This is a genomic window from Psychrobacillus sp. FSL K6-4615 (genome assembly GCF_038008225.1).
GTDB lineage: Bacteria > Bacillota > Bacilli > Bacillales_A > Planococcaceae > Psychrobacillus > Psychrobacillus psychrotolerans.
Map to the genome: position 1 here is coordinate 2,330,910 of NZ_JBBOYQ010000001.1, position 19,693 is coordinate 2,350,602.

At 35.6% G+C, this 19,693-nt stretch carries 17 protein-coding genes; 1 reads left to right on the forward strand and 16 read right to left on the reverse strand.

The features are described from left to right. The 15 genes from MKX53_RS11605 to citZ all read right to left on the reverse strand — a co-directional run bounded on the left by MKX53_RS11605 (window position 1) and on the right by citZ (window position 18,001). On the reverse strand, window positions 1-1,356 hold the full coding sequence (locus tag MKX53_RS11605) for a replication initiation and membrane attachment family protein (RefSeq protein WP_340913337.1): 1,356 nt from the start codon (window positions 1,354-1,356) through the stop codon (window positions 1-3). Between the two features lie 50 nt (window positions 1,357-1,406). After that, window positions 1,407-1,871 (reverse strand): transcriptional regulator NrdR, encoded by a 465-nt coding sequence (gene nrdR / locus MKX53_RS11610; RefSeq protein ID WP_093536910.1) that lies wholly within the window; start codon window positions 1,869-1,871, stop codon window positions 1,407-1,409. 121 nt (window positions 1,872-1,992) lie between these two features. Further along, entirely contained in the window at window positions 1,993-2,376 is a 384-nt protein-coding gene (gene speD, locus MKX53_RS11615) for an adenosylmethionine decarboxylase (protein ID WP_093536909.1), read from the reverse strand. Between the two features lie 199 nt (window positions 2,377-2,575). Continuing rightward, window positions 2,576-3,580 carry a glyceraldehyde-3-phosphate dehydrogenase gene (locus tag MKX53_RS11620; protein WP_340911405.1) on the reverse strand — a complete coding sequence of 335 codons (1,005 nt, stop codon included), beginning with the start codon at window positions 3,578-3,580 and terminating at the stop codon, window positions 2,576-2,578. 474 nt (window positions 3,581-4,054) lie between these two features. After that, a complete protein-coding gene (gene coaE / locus MKX53_RS11625) occupies window positions 4,055-4,651 on the reverse strand; it encodes a dephospho-CoA kinase (protein ID WP_340762910.1) in 597 nt (198 codons plus the stop codon). Window positions 4,652-4,662: 11 nt separating this feature from the next. Continuing rightward, window positions 4,663-5,535: a bifunctional DNA-formamidopyrimidine glycosylase/DNA-(apurinic or apyrimidinic site) lyase gene (gene mutM / locus MKX53_RS11630; protein ID WP_340762911.1), complete on the reverse strand. Its 873-nt coding sequence runs from the start codon at window positions 5,533-5,535 to the stop codon at window positions 4,663-4,665. Between the two features lie 12 nt (window positions 5,536-5,547). After that, entirely contained in the window at window positions 5,548-8,175 is a 2,628-nt protein-coding gene (gene polA, locus MKX53_RS11635; RefSeq protein ID WP_340911406.1) for a DNA polymerase I, read from the reverse strand. Window positions 8,176-8,253: 78 nt separating this feature from the next. After that, window positions 8,254-9,234 carry a protease modulator HflC gene (gene hflC / locus MKX53_RS11640; RefSeq protein WP_093536904.1) on the reverse strand — a complete coding sequence of 327 codons (981 nt, stop codon included), beginning with the start codon at window positions 9,232-9,234 and terminating at the stop codon, window positions 8,254-8,256. Next, complete coding sequence (gene hflK, locus MKX53_RS11645) at window positions 9,234-10,223, reverse strand: FtsH protease activity modulator HflK (protein WP_340911409.1); 990 nt, start codon at window positions 10,221-10,223, stop codon at window positions 9,234-9,236. The genes hflC and hflK overlap by 1 nt, the downstream gene beginning before the upstream one ends. 247 nt (window positions 10,224-10,470) lie before the next feature. Next, complete coding sequence (locus MKX53_RS11650; RefSeq protein ID WP_093536902.1) at window positions 10,471-11,685, reverse strand: carboxylate--amine ligase; 1,215 nt, start codon at window positions 11,683-11,685, stop codon at window positions 10,471-10,473. 11 nt (window positions 11,686-11,696) lie between these two features. Continuing rightward, window positions 11,697-13,229: a two-component system histidine kinase PnpS gene (gene pnpS, locus MKX53_RS11655; protein ID WP_340911412.1), complete on the reverse strand. Its 1,533-nt coding sequence runs from the start codon at window positions 13,227-13,229 to the stop codon at window positions 11,697-11,699. Next, the gene (locus MKX53_RS11660) at window positions 13,229-13,936 is read right to left on the reverse strand and encodes a response regulator transcription factor (protein ID WP_093536900.1); all 708 of its coding nucleotides are present in this window, start codon (window positions 13,934-13,936) and stop codon (window positions 13,229-13,231) included. Before MKX53_RS11660 ends, pnpS begins: the two co-directional genes overlap by 1 nt. A 309-nt stretch (window positions 13,937-14,245) precedes the next feature. Further along, window positions 14,246-15,184, reverse strand: a complete 939-nt coding sequence (gene mdh, locus MKX53_RS11665) for a malate dehydrogenase (RefSeq protein ID WP_093536899.1) — start codon at window positions 15,182-15,184, stop codon at window positions 14,246-14,248. A gap of 352 nt (window positions 15,185-15,536) precedes the next feature. After that, the gene (gene icd / locus MKX53_RS11670) at window positions 15,537-16,802 is read right to left on the reverse strand and encodes an NADP-dependent isocitrate dehydrogenase (protein ID WP_340911415.1); all 1,266 of its coding nucleotides are present in this window, start codon (window positions 16,800-16,802) and stop codon (window positions 15,537-15,539) included. Window positions 16,803-16,885: 83 nt separating this feature from the next. Continuing rightward, complete coding sequence (citZ, locus tag MKX53_RS11675; protein ID WP_093536897.1) at window positions 16,886-18,001, reverse strand: citrate synthase; 1,116 nt, start codon at window positions 17,999-18,001, stop codon at window positions 16,886-16,888. A gap of 197 nt (window positions 18,002-18,198) precedes the next feature. Here citZ and MKX53_RS11680 point away from each other — a divergent pair, with 197 nt between their 5' ends. After that, the gene (locus tag MKX53_RS11680) at window positions 18,199-19,167 is read left to right on the forward strand and encodes an AI-2E family transporter (protein ID WP_340911418.1); all 969 of its coding nucleotides are present in this window, start codon (window positions 18,199-18,201) and stop codon (window positions 19,165-19,167) included. Here MKX53_RS11680 and MKX53_RS11685 read toward each other — a convergent pair. After that, window positions 19,145-19,540: an FxsA family protein gene (locus MKX53_RS11685; RefSeq protein ID WP_245762673.1), complete on the reverse strand. Its 396-nt coding sequence runs from the start codon at window positions 19,538-19,540 to the stop codon at window positions 19,145-19,147. The genes MKX53_RS11680 and MKX53_RS11685 overlap by 23 nt on opposite strands. Window positions 19,541-19,693 lie beyond the last annotated feature (153 nt).

Below are 19,693 nucleotides of genomic sequence, written 5' to 3' on the forward strand. Positions count from 1 at the left end.
CTACCTTTTCAGCATGCCTAGCTCTGCTAATAATTTTTGCCGTTCTTCATCAATATTTTGTATTCCATTTGTATTTTTACCAGTTGATTTTTTCGTTTCCCCATCTTTTTTATAAAACCAATCAGGCACTTTTTCCTCGCGAGTCGGTTTTTTAGTATATGTTTTTTGTGGAGAACCTTCATTTTTCCATTTTACATATTGTTCATGTTCGTTTCGAGCAAGCTCCATTGCTTCTTTGGCTGTTTTGACATTCTTCCTCATCCAATGAGAAGCAATTTTCTCTGCATAATTTTTCGTGAGTTTCATATCTGTACGTAGTAATACATATTGCAACAATACATTTACAACTCCAACTGGCATTTTAAAATGAGTAACAAAATGATTCGCCAACTGAACGTCTGCAAGAATTGGTTCTTTCCCATTCGCAATATCTTTTAATACAGATATCGGAGGTGTTGTTTCTAAATAATTTATTAACTCACCTTCTTTTGTTAAAGGCCCCGTAGGTTCAGAAAGTACAGTTTTTTTCTCAATCTTTTCAATAATAGGGGCTACTTTCGAAACAGTCAGCTTGTAATAATCTGCACACGCTTTCTTTAATCTCGCTTCGGATAAATGCAGATCGTCATCTAACGCTAGTATAACAACTTTTTGCATTTCCACAGGACTTAAATTATATAAAAAAGAGAGTTTTGCAATTACTTCTTTCGCTTCTATTGTCATCGCTGATTTAGGCACTAATTGTTCTGAAAGACCTTCTTGAAGTAACGAAAAGTCAAAGTCATTATAATAAAAAGGAACAGAAGACTTTCTTTCCTTCGATTCGAAATCTTCATCGTAAGATACAGTATTATTCATTTTAGTAGACGGTTTAAATACATCAACAAAAGTTCTAGAGACGTCCGTGAAACCATCATTCCAATTAGAATTTTGTATAAAACGATTACGTAGTTGTTTAAAGGCATTTTCTCCTACTTTATTGAGCAAAAACATAGAAAGTAATGGATCCTTTAAAAATGACTCAGCATCTAATGGTGCTGCAAGTTCATAATGGAATACACTTCCATCCTCCATTGTTTTTTTCCAAGTACGGAGAAGACCAATTGCTTCCAGAGCAAGACGGGCCTGAAAAATTTTCCCTATTGGCATTCCAAGGACATTCATCAGTTGATAATGTGACCATCGCTCTTTATCATTATGTTCTCCGTCTGCCCAAAGTGTTAAATACAAACTTATGCTTTCTGCTCCAACTAACGGTTGATAAAACAAAGTTAACAATTGCCGATCATAATCTGATAAAGAATATGGTAAGCGAATCATATACAAATCTGCTGGCTGTAGTTCTTTATATAACATCGACAATTGTATCTACTCCTTTATATTGATAAGTATTAAAATAATTCTATTTATAAGGAAGGGTTTTTCTTTAAAATTTCCTTTAACTCATCGATAAATACATTTATATCTTTAAATTGGCGATAGACGGAAGCAAAACGAACATAAGCTACTTCATCTACTTCTGCTAGCTGGTCCATGACAATCTCTCCGACGTCCTCTGACCTAACTTCTGCATTTCCCATTCTTCGCAATTCTTTTTCTATAGAGAAAACAATATTTTCTAGTCGTTCTAACTCCACAGGTCTCTTTTCACATGCACGAATTAGCCCACGCAATACTTTTTCTCGACTGAACTCTTCTCGAGAACCATCTTTTTTAATAACGATTAATGGTGTCTCTTCTACTTTTTCGAATGTGGTAAAACGAAATCCACATTCTTCGCACTCTCTTCTTCTTCGGATTGCCTTATTGTCATCCACAGGACGAGAATCGACAACTTTTGTGCCATTGTATTGACAAGTTGGGCATCTCATATAGATCTCTCCTAATTCTTCACGGTATTTTTATGTATGTATCTATTATAACAATATTCTTCTATAAAATCGAAAAAGCAGAGGAATCACTCCTCTGCTCACTCAGTCAGGTATAAATTTATTACGCTTGAACTGTCAAACGTGATGCAGGCTTTTTAACTGGTCCCATACCACGTGGCATTTCTAACGTTTCGCGAATTCCAGCATTAAGAGCATCTGCAATATAGTTAGCTGCGATTGATGGATCCAAATCACCACATGTATACACATCAATGCTCGCATAACCATGCTCTGGAAAGCTGTGAATCGTTAAATGCGATTCGGAAATAATAACGACTCCACTTACACCTTGTGGCGCAAATTTGTGAAATGCAACTTCTCTAACTTCTGCACCAGATTTTAGTGCAGCATCAACAAATGTTTGTTCGATAAATTGCATATCGTTAAGTTTGTCGAAATCGCACTCCCATAGTTCTGCAATAATGTGACGTCCCATTGTTTCCAATGTCCGTTTCCCCCTTTGATAAGTTTATTTTTAACCTCAAAGTTGACTACCACGGGGGAAAGTTAGTCCAAAGAGGTCCTAACCCTTTAAGTAGTCGGTGTTCTAATAAAGTAACACGATTCTCATTATATGTTGTTTTACAGAATTATGCAAGAATTAATAAATCCTCTTTCTATCAGCTAGAAAGAGGATAAGATAATTACAGTGATAAAGCTACTTTTTTAGTTAGGTCCACTACTCTAGCTGAGTAACCCCACTCATTATCGTACCATGCAAGAACCTTCACTTTACGGTTACCAATAACCATAGTAGTTAACCCATCTACTGTAGTAGATAATGTAGAAGTATTAAAGTCGATTGATACTAGCGGATCCATCGTAATTCCTAAAATCCCTTGCATTGCCCCTTCAGATGCTTTTACAAAAGCATCATTTACTTCTTCAGCAGTAACATCCTTCTGTAAATCTACTACTAAATCTACTAAAGAGACATTCGGAGTCGGCACACGTAACGCCATACCATGAATTTTCCCTTGAAGCTCAGGCAACACAAGTGAAAGTGCTTTCGCAGCGCCAGTGGAAGTTGGAATGATTGATTGGCCACAAGCACGTGCACGTCTTAAATCTTTATGAGGATTATCGAGATTGTTCTGATCGTTTGTATATGCATGAACAGTCGTCATTAACCCATTTTCAATACCAAATGTATCATTTAATACTTTAACTACAGGTGCTAAGCAATTTGTAGTACAGCTAGCGTTTGAAATAATATGGTGAATCGATGAATCTAATTTATCATCGTTAACTCCCATAACAATTGTGGCATCTTCGTTTTTTGCAGGAGCTGTGATTATTACCTTTTTCGCACCAGCTTCGATATGTGCTTTAGCTTTTTCTCCATCATTAAATTTTCCAGTAGATTCAATTACAATATCCACGTTTAACTCTTTCCAAGGTAAATTTGCTGGATCTCGATCATCCACAATTTGAACACGCTGACCATCAATGATTAGTGCGTTTTCTGCTAATGAAATATCTCCAGTGAATGTACCATGTGTAGAATCATATTTAATAAGATGTGCCAACGTCTCTAATGGGTATCTCGCATTTATCGCTACCACATTTAAATCCTCTTGTGCTATTGCTTGACGAAAAACCATACGTCCGATACGTCCAAAACCATTAATCGCTACTGAAACTGTCATGTGAAAAGTCCTCCTGTAACTGTGTGATACTTAATTGTTTATAACCTTGAATTAGTATAACACATTTTCTTTATTGTGTAGCCCCTAAAGTATACATTATAAATGTTAGTATTTTCAAATAACTTTCGGTTGGTTACAGAACAGCTGAAGTTGGGAAAGTGAAAACCTGTTACTATAGTTTCCTGTTGGCTATGAATCGAATTATTTCTCTACTATTACCGAGTATTTTTAAAAGGCTGTTTATGACTAACGTCACAAACAGCCTTTCTTTTTTCGAAAATATGATGGCATTTATCTGTACGCAAATCCTCTTCAACAATACTATTTAGGAATAATAGAAGGAAATTTTTCCTTCTACATAGAAAAAGCATCTGAAGATACAAATTCAGACGCTTCTCTTCTTCTTTATTTCCACTTGCGAAAAAATAGTATCACTTTTCGAATTCTAATGCTTAAAATGTTATTAACTAACCTTTAGTTCGTTTGCTCCCAAATCGCCAATATTTTTAGCAATTGTTGTTTTGTTTCCTCGATGGTTTCATTATTATAAATAACCGCATCCGCACCTTCTTCTTTAACAGACAAAGGTAATTGTGATTGAATACGTAATCTGGCTTCTTCATGTGTAAAACCATTTCGAGCCATCAATCTTTCTAATTGTTTTTGTTCAGTTACAGTCACAACAAGGATTTTATCGACAAAAGATTGTAATCTACTTTCAAAAAGCAATGGTATATCCATAATAATTACTGGATTCCCTTGTTGCACAAGCTGTTGCCTTTGCACTAACATTTCTTCCCGGATAGCAGGATGCATAATATCATTTAACTGCTTACGTTTGGAAGGATCCGAAAAAATTAATGCCCCTAATTCTTCCCTATTTAACGTTCCATCCTCATGGATAACTTGTGTACCAAAAACTTCTTTAATTGTCTCTAGAGTCGCAGTTCCTTTTTCAACTACTATACGCGCGACAAGATCTGCATCAATAATGGGAAAGCCCATTTCCGATAACATATTCGCAACGGTGCTTTTCCCACTAGCAATACTTCCCGTTAATCCAATAATCATCTGGTTGCTCCTTATTTTTGACATGCTGGGCAATAGGTAGATGTCCGACCACCGATTGTCTTCTGTTTCGTTTTCGTGCCACAGAATCCACATTCCTTTTTGCCATACATTTGAAGTCTATTTTGCATATTTCCTGCTCCGCCATTAATAGTACGATAATCAGAGATCGTACTACCCCCATTTTCTATACTATCAAGTAAGACAATTACAATTTCTTGAAACAAATGAATTTTCCGCTCTCTACTAATTCTTTTTACTGCCCGAGCCGGATGTATTTTCATACGAAATAATGCTTCTGTTGCATAAATATTGCCACAACCAGACACAACATGACCATCCATGATAAATTCTTTTATTGCTTTATTTTCGTATTTTGGCAATGCACTCATATGCAGAAAATGATCTAATGCATGCTGATCAAAAGGCTCAGGTGCCATTAATAGTAGAGGTGGGTAGTCCGCTTCTGTTTCTAAGAATCGCAGTTCGCCAAACCGTCGGATATCCGAATAGACTAACAGATCCCCTTCTTCAAAATAGATGGTAACATGCGCATGCTTTCTAAACTTAGCTTCTGTAATTTCATGCAAGTTTTTCACAGAAAACCATGCCCCTGACATGCCCAAATGCGATACGAGCATATAAGGGAGTCCATCCTTTAGAAGATGAAAATAAATATATTTGGACCTTCTTTCTAGATGGTCGATCTTTGTGCCAGGTAAAACTAGACAAAACTGCTCTACATCTAACCCTTTAATAATTGCTTCTTTACCAATTGCTTTGGAATTATAAATGGTTTCAGAAACTTCTACTGACTTAATAGTCTTTCCAGTTACAATTGGTTGAAGGGCGCGTAATACGCCCTCTACTTCTGGTAATTCCGGCATACAAGTTACCCCCTACTTCGTGTCATACCAAGATGAACCAAAGGCATAATCCACTTTCAAAGGTACAATCAGTTTAATAGCGTTTTCCATCACCTCTGGCACTATTTTTTCTAGCATTGCAATTTCCTCTGGTGGAGCCTCAAAAATTAATTCATCATGTACTTGTAGTAGCATTTTGGTCTGCATATTTTCTGATATTAATCTTTCCGCCATATCGATCATTGCTTTTTTAATAATATCGGCTGCACTCCCTTGAATTGGTGTATTCATAGCAGTACGTTCTGCAAAACTGCGGAGATTAAAGTTAGAACTTGTTATTTCAGGCAAATATCTTCGTCTATTCAAAATTGTTGTAACGTAGCCTGTTTGTTTCGCATTTTGAACGATATCATCCATATATCCTTTTACACCTGGGAAGCTATTTAAATAATTCTCGATAAATGTCGCCGCTTCTTTTCTAGTAATATCTAGGTTTTGTGATAAACCATAATCACTAATACCATACACAATCCCAAAGTTAACTGCCTTAGCAGCACGGCGCATATCGGACGTTACTGCTTCCTGCTCCACATGGAATACATCCATAGCCGTTTTAGTATGAATATCCAGATCATTATTAAAAGCTTCTACCAGGTTTTCATCCTTAGACATATGGGCAAGAACACGCAATTCAATTTGAGAGTAATCCGCCGCAAACATTACCCATCCCGGTTGTGAAGGAACAAAGGCTTTACGTATTTTTCTACCTTCTTCTAAACGAACTGGTATATTTTGAAGGTTTGGATTGATCGAACTCAAACGCCCAGTTGAAGTTAAGGCTTGTTGATATCGGGTATGGATCTTCCCATCATCTTCATGAATCTCTTTTAATAATCCTTCGATATATGTGGAATTGAGTTTACCTAATTGACGATATAGTAAAATTTGCTCTATTATTTCATGTTCACTTGCTAGTTTTTCCAAAACATCTGCTGCAGTTGAATAGCCCGTTTTTGTCTTTTTAATAGGGGTAAGACCAATTTTTTCAAATAGTATTACACCTAATTGTTTAGGTGAATTAATATTAAACGTTTCACCAGCTAACGCATAAATGTCTTGTTCAATCGCTCGTAACTTAATATTAAGCTCATGACCCATTTCTACAAGAATTTGTTTATCCACCAGCACCCCATCTGATTCCATCGTACCAAGGATAGATGCAAGCGGTAGCTCTATTTCTTTATACAACGCATATTGTTCATTTTCTTCCAGTTTTACTTCTAACTTTTCTTTCAAGTCCCAAATAGCCCTTGCTTTTCTTACGGCATGTTCTGCAATTTTCTCGATTTCAGGTGCGGTTTTTTTGGCACCTTTCCCATAAACACTATCGTTTGTCAGCAAGTTAAAATATCCAAATTCTTTAGCAATAGCCGCAACATCCTCTGAAGAAATAGCAGGATTTACTATATACGCTGCTAAAAGAAGGTCGAATTCCACTCCATGTACATTCACATTATGTTTTCTACTCACTGCTTGTGTCGCTTTGGAGTCTGCTAAATACTTTTTATTCGTAGCATTTTCTAACCAAGAACAAAAATCCTTCGATTGAAAAGCTATATCAGCAGGAGCAAAATAACCCTTTTCTCCATCTGATAAAGCAATACCTAATAATTCGCTTGTATGATATTGCCCATCATACATTTCTAAATGGACTGACATTACTTTATCTAATATTGTAGAGTCAATTTCTTCAACAATCTCGAATGCTACTTCTGTAGTTTCGGATTCCTCAGAAATATAGTCAGATTTCTCAAGAAGAGTTTTAAAAGCTAGTTCCTTCCAAACTTCAATTACTTCTTCCATATTAGGACCAGTATATGAAAGATCGTCTATAGAAATCTGTATCGGTGCAGCTGTTTCAATCGTAGCTAATGCCTTACTCATAATTGCCTGCTCTTCGTTGGCGATGAGTTTTTCCTTTAGTTTAACGCCACTAACTGTATCAAGTGCTTTATATAAATCCTCTACCGAACCATGTTCTTTTAAAAGCTTAATAGCTGTTTTTTCTCCGACACCAGGAACTCCTGGAATATTATCAGAAGCATCTCCCATTAAACCTTTCATGTCTATAATCTGTAATGGAGTTAAGCCATACTTTTCTTGTACATGTTCAGGTGTATATTTTTCAATATCGGTTATGCCTTTTCTAGTGATATACACAGTTGTTTTATCTGTAGCTAGTTGTGTTAAATCTTTATCACCTGAGACAATTACAACTTGCTGCCCTTTTTCGTCTGCACGCTTGCTTAAAGTACCGATAATATCGTCTGCTTCGTACATTTCCAGTTCGTATCGCTTAATACCATAAGCATCGATTAACTTGCGTATATAAGGGAATTGTTCCGATAGTTCTGGTGGTGTTTTTTGTCTTCCACCTTTATAATCCCCAAAAGTAGAATGACGGAAGGTCGTTTTCCCGGCATCAAATGCCACGAGCATATGAGTAGGATTTTCTTCATCCATAATTTTTTGTAGCATCATTGTAAAGCCATATACTGCGTTTGTATGTATTCCATGTTCATTTGTTAATAAAGGTAGGGCAAAAAAAGCTCGGTATGCCAAACTATTGCCGTCTAATAATAGGATTTTCTCGGTTGACAAATACATTCACTCCTTAATAATAAAAACCGTCATTCCCTATATCTTACCATGACAGTAAGGAGAATGACGATTCATATACTATTCTAGATAACCTGATAGGATGTTTGCATATGGTGAATCAGAAGGGATAATGATCATCGTTTCACTTCCAATTGTTTTCTTATAAGATTCTAAAGTTCTGTACAGTGAATAGAACTCGGGATCCTTTGAAAAACTTTGGTTATAGATTTTTGCTGCCTCTGCATCCCCTTCAGCCGCTATGACAGATGCTTCTTTATTGGCAGATGCCAACATTTCACGAACCTCGCGATCAGTTTCCGCTTCAATTCTACGTTTATCTGCATCTCCGGTAGATAGGAACTTTTGAGCAATACTTTGTCTTTCTGAAATCATTTCATTGTATACAGATTGCTCATTTTCCAGAGGAAGATCTGTTCGTTTAATACGAACATCTATTACTTCAATTCCATAGTTATCTTTTTTCAATAACTCATTAACATGGTTTGTTATTTGATCATTCAAACTACCACGAGATGAATTTTCATCATTAATAATTTCACTATATTCTAATTGACCTAGCTCCGAGCGAACAACTGAGTAGATGAATTCCTCCATACGGGAGCCAGCTCCAACTAATGTACCCGCACTAGAGATCATCTCTTTTGGATTTACCACTCTCCACACTGCGTAATTATCAATAATGATTCGACGTTTGTCTTTCGTATTTATTTCTGCCTCAGATATATTATAATTCATTTGATATTTAGGTACTGTAGTGACAGATTGAACGAATGGTATTTTCATATGAATTCCGGGATTTTGTTTAATGTCTTTGATCTCCCCGAACTGACGAATAACTTTAAATTCTCCCTCTTTGACCACATAGATATTCGCAAGGGCGATAATGAACAAGACAAAAACTAAGAAGATGGCGATAAATGACTTCGTGTATTTTTTGTAATCTATCGGTTTTTTCTCTTTAGGAGCTTTACTTGCTTTGTTATCTACAGTCTTAAACTTTGCTTCTAGATTGGAGAATGGATTTTTGTTTTCAGTCATTACTTTCCGCTCCCTTCTTCTGTCTCTGTTTCAGTTGTAGTGCTAGCTGGTGGAGTTGCTTGTTTAGTAGCTTCTAGTGATTGAAGCGGAAGATATTTCATCGTCCCACCATCATCATTCATAATATATAAATTAGCATTTGGTAGTACTGCATCTAATGTCTCCATAACTAAACGCTGTTTTGTAATCTCTTTGTTATTTTGATATTCTACATAGAGTTTATCAAATAGTGCTATATCCCCTTTTGCTTGTTCTATACGAGCGGTTTTATATCCATTCGCATTAGATATAATCGCATCTTTTTCACCTATTGCTTCACTTAACTTTTGGTTCTTGTATTTATCGGCCTGATTTACTTTTGTATTTTTCGTTTCTTCAGCGTCCGTTACCGCTGTAAATGCTGAACGAACTTCTGCATTGGGAAGCTCCACATCTTGTAGCTTCACTGTTAATACAGAGATACCAATATCGTACTTTTCTATTAACGAGCGTAGCAAATCATTTGTATCACTCTCAATTTGAGCTTTCCCAGATGTTAAGGCATCATCTATTTTAGAGTTCCCAATAATGGAACGTATCGAAGCTGAAGTTGCATCATGAAGTAGTTCTCTTGGATTTTCCGCGTTAAATAAATATGATTTAGGATCTGTTATTTTCCATTGAACGACTAAATCCGTTAATACAATATTGTCATCCCCTGTAATCATTTTTGTATCCTTATCAAATGATTCGATTTCTCCATCTGCAGATTGGCTATAACCAAATTTCAGACTAAACGTTTCTTTAGACAGTTTTTCTACTGTTTGAATTGGCCACGGCATTTTAAACTTCAATCCCGGATCCACTATTGGCTCACTCGCTTCACCAAATGTGATGACGATTGCTTGTTCCGACTCATCTACCGTATACCATGAAGTAAAAACAGCAGAAATTAACATAATGCCCATTAAGCTCAAAGCGATAATAGTTAATAATCTTTTAGTACTCATATTATTTCCTCCTTTTTATGTATACTTCCTTTTACGGTTTAAGTTGGTAATTAGTTTCAAAATTAATAGAATACTTGTTTCCTTTACTTTTCTTTGGTTTTGTTTTTTAGTTGGAATAGGTTATTTGAGCCAAATAAAAAAAAGCTAGCAAAAATGCTAGCTTTTTAGGTACATCGTTTGGAAAAGGGGTCTTTTTAAATATAGCAAACAATTGTAAACCCCTTGTGAATAAATTGTAAATATTTCCTTACCAATTATTATTTTTATACTTCTTATAATAATTGAACTGACGAGCAACTAAAAATAATTTACGCGTAAAATGCTTGTCCTTCTTGTAGAAAAGTGGATTTCCCCATTTACCAGACCTCAATAGCATTCTAACCTCTTGTTGAATCTCTTCATTTTCAACAAATTTCTTTAATACTATTTTAGGTACTACCGTAAACAAATAATGCTCATTCAACAAAGTAAGGGCTTTTTCCTTTTGATAAATAACATCATCCACAAAATATCTAGCCATATTATGTCCAAGAGCAGTTGTATAATAACTAGAACGACCTTGTCTAATATTTACTTCAAATACTTTGAACTTGCCATCTCGCTCATCAAATTTTAAATCGAAGTTAGCAAAACCTACATAACCGACTGCTTCTAAAAAGTGCTGTAGCTTTTTCATTAATTCCTCATTATATCGAGTAATAAGCGCTGTATAGTTACCAATAGCAGTTACAGTATGCTCTTGTAGCACCACTTGTGCAAGAGTGCTAAGTTCAGCTTTACCTTTAGAATTCATATAAAATACGGAATCCCACATATATGTATCATCGCCTGGGATGTAATCCTGAATTATCAAGTCCTCCGTATAACCACTTGCATTTACTTTTTCTAAAATATCATCTAGTTCAGCTTTAGACTCTACTCGATAAACTTTTTGCTGGCCAGGAAACTTGTTTTTATAATACATCACACCATTACTTGGTTTTATGATTAGCGGATAGAGTACTTCCTCTGTAAATGCCGCTTTTTTTGCACATGAATAATAATAAGTTTTCGGTGCATCAATTCCATGCTCTTCACAAAGCTTATAGAAATTTGATTTCACCAATAGATTGTTCATTAATTCTTCCGACATATAGTTAAAAACATACATTTTCTTTAAAGCATCGGCATTTTCAATTATTAATCGCACATAAAAATCATTTGTTCCTATTAATAGCAATTGCTTATCGTTTGTTTTATATTTTTGTGCGACTTCAGAAAGTACTTGAACAAATGCAGATTTATCCCATAAGTTTGGCTGAATCTCAATATGTTCAATCACACTGCTCCATTTAGTAAAAGACATTTCTTCTTTACCTACTAATATTGGCTTAATATTGTATTCCTCATGAAAAGAAATTGCCATATTATAAGCATTCATATCTGTCCCAATAATTATTGGGATAAAGGGTTGGTTATTCATAAATACCTCCGTTATCTTTTAACAAGTGGAATAGATACCGTAAAGACAGTACCTTTTCCTACTTCACTATCTACTTCTAGTAAGCCATGATGCGCTTCCACTAGATGCTTAACAATTGCTAAGCCTAGCCCAGTTCCTCCCGAGTTTCTGCTCCTAGCTCTATCTACGCGATAAAAACGCTCGAATACTCGGTTAATCTCTTCTTTTGCAATTCCAATTCCTTCATCCTGAATACGTATTACTCCACACTTTTTAGTCTGACTAATGGTTATAGTAACAGTTTTATCTTCAGGGGAATAAGTCAGTGCATTCATCAACAAATTCATCGTTATTTGGATTAAACGATTTAAATCACCTAATACAAAGACTGGCTCTTCAGATATTATCTCCAGGCGCATATTCTTTTCCTCAACAATATGACTAGTCATTTCTTTACTTCGCGCAACGACATCCAATAAGTTGACCTTTTGTAAGTCTACTTCATATCCTACTTGTTCCACTTTGGAAAGATCTAACAAATCATTAATGAGCATTTGAAGTCTATTGCTTTCTTTATGAATTATCTCTAGGAAAGAAAGTAAAGTTTCTTCATTTTTATACGCTCCATACAATAATGTTTCGGAAAAACCTTTAATACTAGTAACAGGTGTCTTCAATTCATGCGAAACATTTGCTACAAAATCTTTTCTTACTTGCTCCAGTTTCACAAGCTCTGTCACTTCATGCATGACTATCACTATCCCAAGCCATTTTCCATGTTCACCGATGACAGGAGCTCCGTAAGCATCCATATAATAAGTATGTATGTTTTTCTTAATGGATATTTGTTCCCGGCTAGAAGCCTCAGTTAAAAATAGTTGATCAATGAAATCTTCAATTTTTTTAGGTAGACCGATTTTATTAAATAGCTTTCCATCCACATCTTTAAACGAAATATCAAGCTGCTTAAGAAACGAACGATTTACGATCGTAATATAACCATTCCGATCAATCATTATGAGCGCACTACCCATATTCTCGATTAACGTTTTTAACCGCTCTTTTTCCGTTTCCCTCATGACCGATATATCATGTAGACTGCGTGCGAGTATATTAATAGAGTTGCTTAGCTTCGACATTCCAGAAAATTCATCTTCAAATGCACGAATTCGATAATTACCTCTAGCTAATTCCATAGCGGTTTCTGTCAGATGCTCGATTGGCTGAGCATACTTTTTGAAAATACTAGAACCTAAAAAGAGTGCAATGAGAAATGTAATAGCTAAAATGATAAACAAAAAAATCCATAAGGAATGAGGTTCAAGCATCTCCGCTTGGTAAAAGGAATTACCTATCGTCTCATTAATATCTCTCTGTTCATCAACTGTTAGTCCTGTAGTTGCTAAGTCTTTAGATAATTCTTCTAATTTAATATTAATGACCTTTTCGGAAGCGTTTTTTGCATAAATAGGAAAAAGCTGCCCAAGTACTAGTCCTAGACAAGCTAATATTAACCCTATCATAATAGAATAAGTTCTAAAAAGTTTGGAATGAAATGATTTCATTAGCTCTTAGGCTCCTCAAACTTGTATCCTAATCCTCTAATTGTTTTAATGAAATGAGGTTTTCTACTATTAACTTCAATTTTGTCTCGTAAATGGCTAATATGTACATCTACTATGCGAGTGTCGCCTGCAAAATCATAATTCCAAACGGCACTTAGTAGCTGATCTCTTGTTAAAACTCGATTTTTGTTTTCGATTAAATAGACAAGTAATTCGAATTCTTTTGGCGTAAATTCAATGACCTCATTGTTTAAAAGTACTTCGAAACGTTCTGGAAATACTTGTAGTGGACCGAAAGTATACATTTCTTCTTTTGTTTTCTCTTGTTTTTTTTCAGTAGAAATGCCAGAACGACGAATCATAGCTTTAACTCGTGCTGTTACTTCTCTAGGACTGAATGGCTTGGTCATATAATCATCTGCACCTAGTTCAAGACCTAATACTTTATCGAATTCTTCATCTTTAGCTGTTAACATGATTATTGGAATTTGCACCTTCTTAATACGAAGCTCTTTACAGACCTCCATGCCATCCATATGGGGCAACATCCAATCCAGTAAAATCACATCGGGCTTTTCTTCCAAGGCTTTATTAAGCCCCTCTAAGCCATCATTTGCTGTTATGACTTCAAAGCCTGCTTCTTCAAGATTATATTTTAAAAGAGTTACGATTGAACTTTCATCATCCACAACTAATACTTTTCTCATTTTATCGGCCTCCAAGGTTGATTTGAAACCCCCATTCCAAATCGATGTTAGCTACAATATTTGTTACTTTTCTATAATCGGATGCAGTACAGGAAATTCGCCATCCATAACACTTTCATTTTGAGCTAGCATTGTACCTTATACTAATTCTATATTAACAATAAACCTACGCAAAGCGCAAGGTGATGATAGGACCTGTTAAGTGTTGGAGAACTTATGGCTAAAGACACTTTATCAAGCAGTAAGCTATTCTTTTTTCCTCAATAAAAAATCGAGTAGGTTTCCCCACTCGATTCATGACAATTATTATTATGCTAAGACTTTCATAACCGCCTGAACGGCTTCTGCTGATTTGTTTAATAATGCTTTTTCTTCTTCTGTTAACTCAAGTTCGATAATTTTCTCGATACCACCAGCACCCAATACTGTTGGAACACCAAGGTAAATTCCATCCATACCATATTCACCTTCTAAATATGCAATAGATGGTAATACTCGTTTTTGGTCTTTCAGAATTGCTTCAGCCATTTCTACTAAAGATGCAGCTGGAGCATAATAAGCAGAACCATTACCAAGAAGATTTACAATCTCCGCTCCACCCTTACGAGTACGATCTACAATTTCCTCTAAGCGAGTAGCATCAATTAAAGTTTCTAATGGAATTCCACCAGCGAATGAATATCTAACTAACGGTACCATATCGTCCCCATGCCCACCAAGTACAAACCCAGTTACATCTTTTACGGAGAGGTTTAATTCTTTCGCAACGAATGTTCGGAAACGAGCAGTGTCAAGTACTCCCGATTGGCCAATCACACGTTCTTTTGGAAGACCAGATTCCTTATAAACTGTATAGGTCATTGCATCCACAGGGTTCGTTAAAACTAAGATTGTCGTATTCGGAGAATATTTTACGATTTCAGATGTAACAGATTTCATCACTTTTTGATTTGTCTGCACTAAATCATCGCGGCTCATTCCTGGTTTACGAGCGATACCAGCTGTAATAATTACTAAATCCGAGTCTTTCGTATCTTCATAACTAGAAGTGCCAATGATATCAGCATCAAAGCCTTGGACGGGTCCCGCTTGTGCCATATCCAAAGCTTTACCTTTAGTAGCATTTTCGGATTGTGGAATATCTACTAAAACAATATCACCAAGTTCCTTTTGAGCAAGTAGAAAAGCAGTTGTTGCACCTGTAAATCCGCCACCAATTACTGAGATTTTACTTCTTTTCAATGTCATTAGAAAACACTCCTTTAGTTCATTATTAGTAGAATCCGGCAAAAAGATTCCTGTTCTATATGGTCAAATCCTAATTCGACATATGATTTTACCATTATATTTACTATGTCTACTCTTACCATCTATACGAAAGGCTATGCCCTCTCTTATACGCCTTTGTGACCAACATCCTGTTGGCCTGAGGAGGCTCGGCCTGGCTCGCGGAAAGCGGCCACCTGAAGCGAAGATCTGCATTATTATTCATTCTGAAACATCTTGAACCCAGTGTTCAATGCACATTTTTAAATATTTCTTGTCTATTAAAGAAAAGGAAGGGAATATTCCCTTCCTTTAAACCAAGATTCAATTGATATTACATGTTTTTAATAAGTTCATCAGCGAACTCAGAACATTTAACTTCTTTAGCGCCATCCATTAAACGAGCAAAATCATAAGTTACCACTTTAGCAGCAATAGATTTCTCCATTGAATCCATGATAAGTTTAGCAGCTTCGTTCCATCCTAAATGCTCAAGCATTAAGACACCTGAAAGAATAACAGAAGATGGGTTAACTTTGTCTAAACCAGCATATTTAGGAGCTGTACCATGAGTAGCTTCAAAAATAGCATGTCCAGTTACATAGTTAATGTTCGCTCCAGGAGCAATACCGATACCACCAACTTGTGCAGCAAGTGCATCAGAAATATAATCTCCATTTAAGTTCATTGTAGCAACTACATCAAACTCTTTTGGACGAGTTAAAATTTGTTGTAAGAAGATATCAGCAATAGAATCTTTTACTAAGATTTTACCAGACGCAATTGCATCAGCTTGTGCTTTATCAGCAGCTTCAGTTCCTTGCTCTTCTTTAATTTGATCGTATTGGTTCCATGTAAATACTTTATCACCAAATTCTTGTTCTGCTACTTCGTAACCCCAAGTTTTGAAAGCACCTTCAGTGAACTTCATGATATTCCCTTTATGAACTAAAGTTAAAGAAGTACGACCTTCTTTAATAATATAGTTAAGAGCAGCACGAACTAAACGTTTTGTACCCTCTTCAGAAATAGGTTTGATACCAAGACCTGAAGTTTCTGGGAAACGAATATTTTTAACTCCAAACTCAGTTTGTAAGAAGTTGATAAGTTTTTTTGCTTCGTCTGTACCTTGTGCATACTCAATACCAGCGTAGATATCTTCAGTGTTTTCACGGAAAATAACCATATCAGTATCTTCAGGACGTTTAACCGGAGATGGAACACCAGTGAAATAACGAACTGGACGTAGGCAAGTGTATAGATCAAGTTCTTGACGTAATGCTACGTTTAATGAACGAATTCCTCCACCGATTGGTGTAGTTAAAGGTCCTTTAATAGCGATTAAATATTCATTAATAACATCTAAAGTTTCTTGAGGAAGCCATTCGCCAGTTTTATCGAATGCTTTTTGACCAGCAAGAACCTCTTTCCATTCAATTTTCTTTTCGCCATTATAAGCTTTTTCTACTGAAGCTTCTAATACACGTGACGCTGCAGCCCAGATATCTGGACCCGTTCCGTCTCCTTCTATAAAAGGAATTACCGCTGTGTTTGGTACGTTAAGTACACCGTTTTCTACTGTAATTTTACCTGTTGTCATTTGTTATTTCCTCCTACCATCATAATCATAGGGCAGTAAACACAAAAGTGTTTAAGCCCTATCTTACTAAGATAATACTACTATTATCTTTCTTCAATTGGAATATACTTTTGCATTCCAGGTCCAACATATTCTGCACGTGGACGGATTAAACGATTGTTTGCATATTGCTCAAGAATATGGGCACTCCAACCAGATACACGTGATACTGCAAAAATAGGTGTAAATAGATCATGATCAATTTTCAACGAATGATAAACAGATGCAGAATAGAAATCTACGTTTGGCGGTAAATTCTTTTGTCCTGTAACTATTTCTTCGATACGAATAGACATATCATAAAGTTTAGATTCACCATTTAGTGTAGTTAGTTTCTGAGACATTTCACGTAAATGTTTTGCACGTGGGTCTCCTTTTCTATATACACGGTGACCGAATCCCATAATCTTAACTTTGTTATCTAATTTATCTTTGATATAAGCGTCCACATTATCAAGTGTACCAATTTCTGTTAACATTTTCATTACTTGTTCGTTTGCTCCACCATGCAATGGTCCTTTTAAAGCTCCAATAGCTGCTACTACACCAGAATAGATATCTGAAAGTGTAGCTACACATACGCGAGCAGTGAATGTAGAAGCATTTAACTCATGATCTGCGTGTAAAACAAGTGCTTTATCAAACGCTTCAACTTCTATATCTTGTGGTAATTCTCCGTGTAACATGTATAAGAAGTTAGCTGCATATCCCAAATCTGCTTTAGGTGCTACAGGCTCTAAACCTTGACGAACACGTGAGAAAGCTGTCACTAATGTCGGCATTTTTGCTTGTAATTTAATAGCTTTTAAGTAATTTGCTTCGTCGGACATATCTTCTGCTGCATCATCATATAATGCAAGCATAGAAACTGTTGTTCTAAGAGCTGTCATTGGATGTACGTCATTGATAGGGAATGTTTTGAAATGATTCAAAACTTCTTGTGGTACAGCCATATTGTCAGCTAATTGCTGTTTCAATTCAGCTAATTCTGTCGCATTTGGAAGACGTTTATGCCAAAGCAAGTAAACTACCTCTTCAAAGCCCGCATTATTTGCTAAATCATCAATATCGTATCCAACATATGTAAGTGTATCATCGATGATTGAACTGATTGACGTCTCTGCCGCTACAATTCCTTCTAAACCTTTAGTTGTTGTCATATCATAGTCTCCCCTTTACAACATAAATCTACTGATCAAATCTTTATAAATCAGAAGAATTATATGTATATATTAATGTTCCTAGCATTGCTTACTTAATCAGTATAATCAATTTTGGCGTTTTTGTGAATGAAAACGCTTAAGTTTGTTGAAATTTATCTTTAAATCTCCTAATTAATTGAAAAGATTGGATGAAAATGATTACTCTACAAGAAAATAAAAAAGATTTCTTATTACAATGGGTACCATTTGGAATAATTATACTAATATCATTTGTTGCTTACCCTCTCACTTTGGCAATTATTGGAGGTTATTTTCTTTTTCCCTTAACTAATTTATTACATAAAAAATTTAAACTCCCAGTTTTCTTAAGTGTTTTACTCACAGTTATTTTAATATTAGGTAGTTTTTTAGTCGTATTATTTTTTCTCATTCAGACATTTATTGATTTAATACCTTTTTTACACGAGCATGTTGTTTTGTTACCAGTGATGGAATTACAAAGTCATCCTGTATTTACGATGTTTGAAGGTAAATTTCAAACAATATTAAATAAGCTATTGAATGATTTATTATTAAACGTAACCCATTTACCATCTTATTTTTTTGAAATCTTTTTGTTTAGTATTGGATTGTTTTTTTCCTTGTTCGAATCTATAAAAGACCGCGAATGGTTTCTAGTTTACTTTCCCAAAAAAATGAGAACTCTTTGCCACAGAGCCTTGCTTAAATCTTCCACTGTAGTAAATCAGTTCATTCACGTGGAGCTTAAACTATTTGTTTTAACGTTTATTTTAATTGCTATTGGATTCTCGGTACTAGGATTGCATAACCCAATTAAATATGCTTTTCTAATCTCTTTAGTCGATAGTATCCCTTTTTTAGGTACAGGCTTGATTTTAATTCCGTTAAGTATTTACTTCTTTTTAATGGAGATGCCAATGGTAGGCACAATTGTCTTGCTTTTATACCTTTTTGTTCAGTTAACCAGACATATCGTCGAATCAGTACTCTGGTCCTCCACCACACAAATAAAGGCTGTCCACGTCTTTTATTTGAGCGCAGCAGCCATTTTAATCTTTGGTTTTATAGGAATTTTGTTTAGTCCATTTATTTATCTATTCGCCCACAAATGGGAGAACTTTACGAAGACTTCATCACAATAACTTGACCGTTTTTCATCTTCTTGCGGATCCATCTATAAACAAGCGGTTTAAATAAATTACGGGTTGGAGCAAACAAAAGCATGAACCCAATAATATCGGATATAAATCCTGGAAGTACAACTAAAATAGCTCCGATAAATATACTTATACCATTTATGGCAGCTTCACCGGGCGCTTGATAGTTTTTAACGCTTTCCGATACTTCACGAAATGCTTTTAGGCCCTGTCTTTTTGCAAAATATCCACCTATTACACCACTTGCAATGATCAATAAAAATGTGTATCCCGCTCCAATAGTTTTCCCTGATAGCATGAGGAGATACAATTCAATCGCTGGGATTAAGATAAACAAACCAATAATCCATTTCATCATTTCACCTTCCTTTAATAAATGCGCAGGGCATCTTCTATGTTCATAACCTGTTTGTAGCGTTTCCAACATACTTTGTACAGATTGGTTGCTATAATATTATCGGTTAATTTTTGAAAGGCTGATCGTGACTGATGTCACAACCAGCCTTTCTTT

What these genes read in the sequence shown, in the direction of transcription:
- MKX53_RS11605 (WP_340913337.1), bottom strand. Translation starts at nt 1,356, where the DNA reads ATGTTATATAAAGAACTACAGCCAGCAGATTTGTATATGATTCGCTTA.
- nrdR (WP_093536910.1), bottom strand. Translation starts at nt 1,871, where the DNA reads ATGAGATGCCCAACTTGTCAATACAATGGCACAAAAGTTGTCGATTCT.
- MKX53_RS11620 (WP_340911405.1), bottom strand. Translation starts at nt 3,580, where the DNA reads ATGACAGTTTCAGTAGCGATTAATGGTTTTGGACGTATCGGACGTATG.
- coaE (WP_340762910.1), bottom strand. Translation starts at nt 4,651, where the DNA reads ATGATTATTGGATTAACGGGAAGTATTGCTAGTGGGAAAAGCACCGTT.
- mutM (WP_340762911.1), bottom strand. Translation starts at nt 5,535, where the DNA reads ATGCCGGAATTACCAGAAGTAGAGGGCGTATTACGCGCCCTTCAACCA.
- hflC (WP_093536904.1), bottom strand. Translation starts at nt 9,234, where the DNA reads ATGACTGAAAACAAAAATCCATTCTCCAATCTAGAAGCAAAGTTTAAG.
- hflK (WP_340911409.1), bottom strand. Translation starts at nt 10,223, where the DNA reads ATGAGTACTAAAAGATTATTAACTATTATCGCTTTGAGCTTAATGGGC.
- MKX53_RS11650 (WP_093536902.1), bottom strand. Translation starts at nt 11,685, where the DNA reads ATGAATAACCAACCCTTTATCCCAATAATTATTGGGACAGATATGAAT.
- pnpS (WP_340911412.1), bottom strand. Translation starts at nt 13,229, where the DNA reads ATGAAATCATTTCATTCCAAACTTTTTAGAACTTATTCTATTATGATA.
- MKX53_RS11660 (WP_093536900.1), bottom strand. Translation starts at nt 13,936, where the DNA reads ATGAGAAAAGTATTAGTTGTGGATGATGAAAGTTCAATCGTAACTCTT.
- mdh (WP_093536899.1), bottom strand. Translation starts at nt 15,184, where the DNA reads ATGACATTGAAAAGAAGTAAAATCTCAGTAATTGGTGGCGGATTTACA.
- icd (WP_340911415.1), bottom strand. Translation starts at nt 16,802, where the DNA reads ATGACAACAGGTAAAATTACAGTAGAAAACGGTGTACTTAACGTACCA.
- citZ (WP_093536897.1), bottom strand. Translation starts at nt 18,001, where the DNA reads ATGACAACAACTAAAGGTTTAGAAGGAATTGTAGCGGCAGAGACGTCA.
- MKX53_RS11680 (WP_340911418.1), top strand. Translation starts at nt 18,199, where the DNA reads ATGATTACTCTACAAGAAAATAAAAAAGATTTCTTATTACAATGGGTA.
- MKX53_RS11685 (WP_245762673.1), bottom strand. Translation starts at nt 19,540, where the DNA reads ATGATGAAATGGATTATTGGTTTGTTTATCTTAATCCCAGCGATTGAA.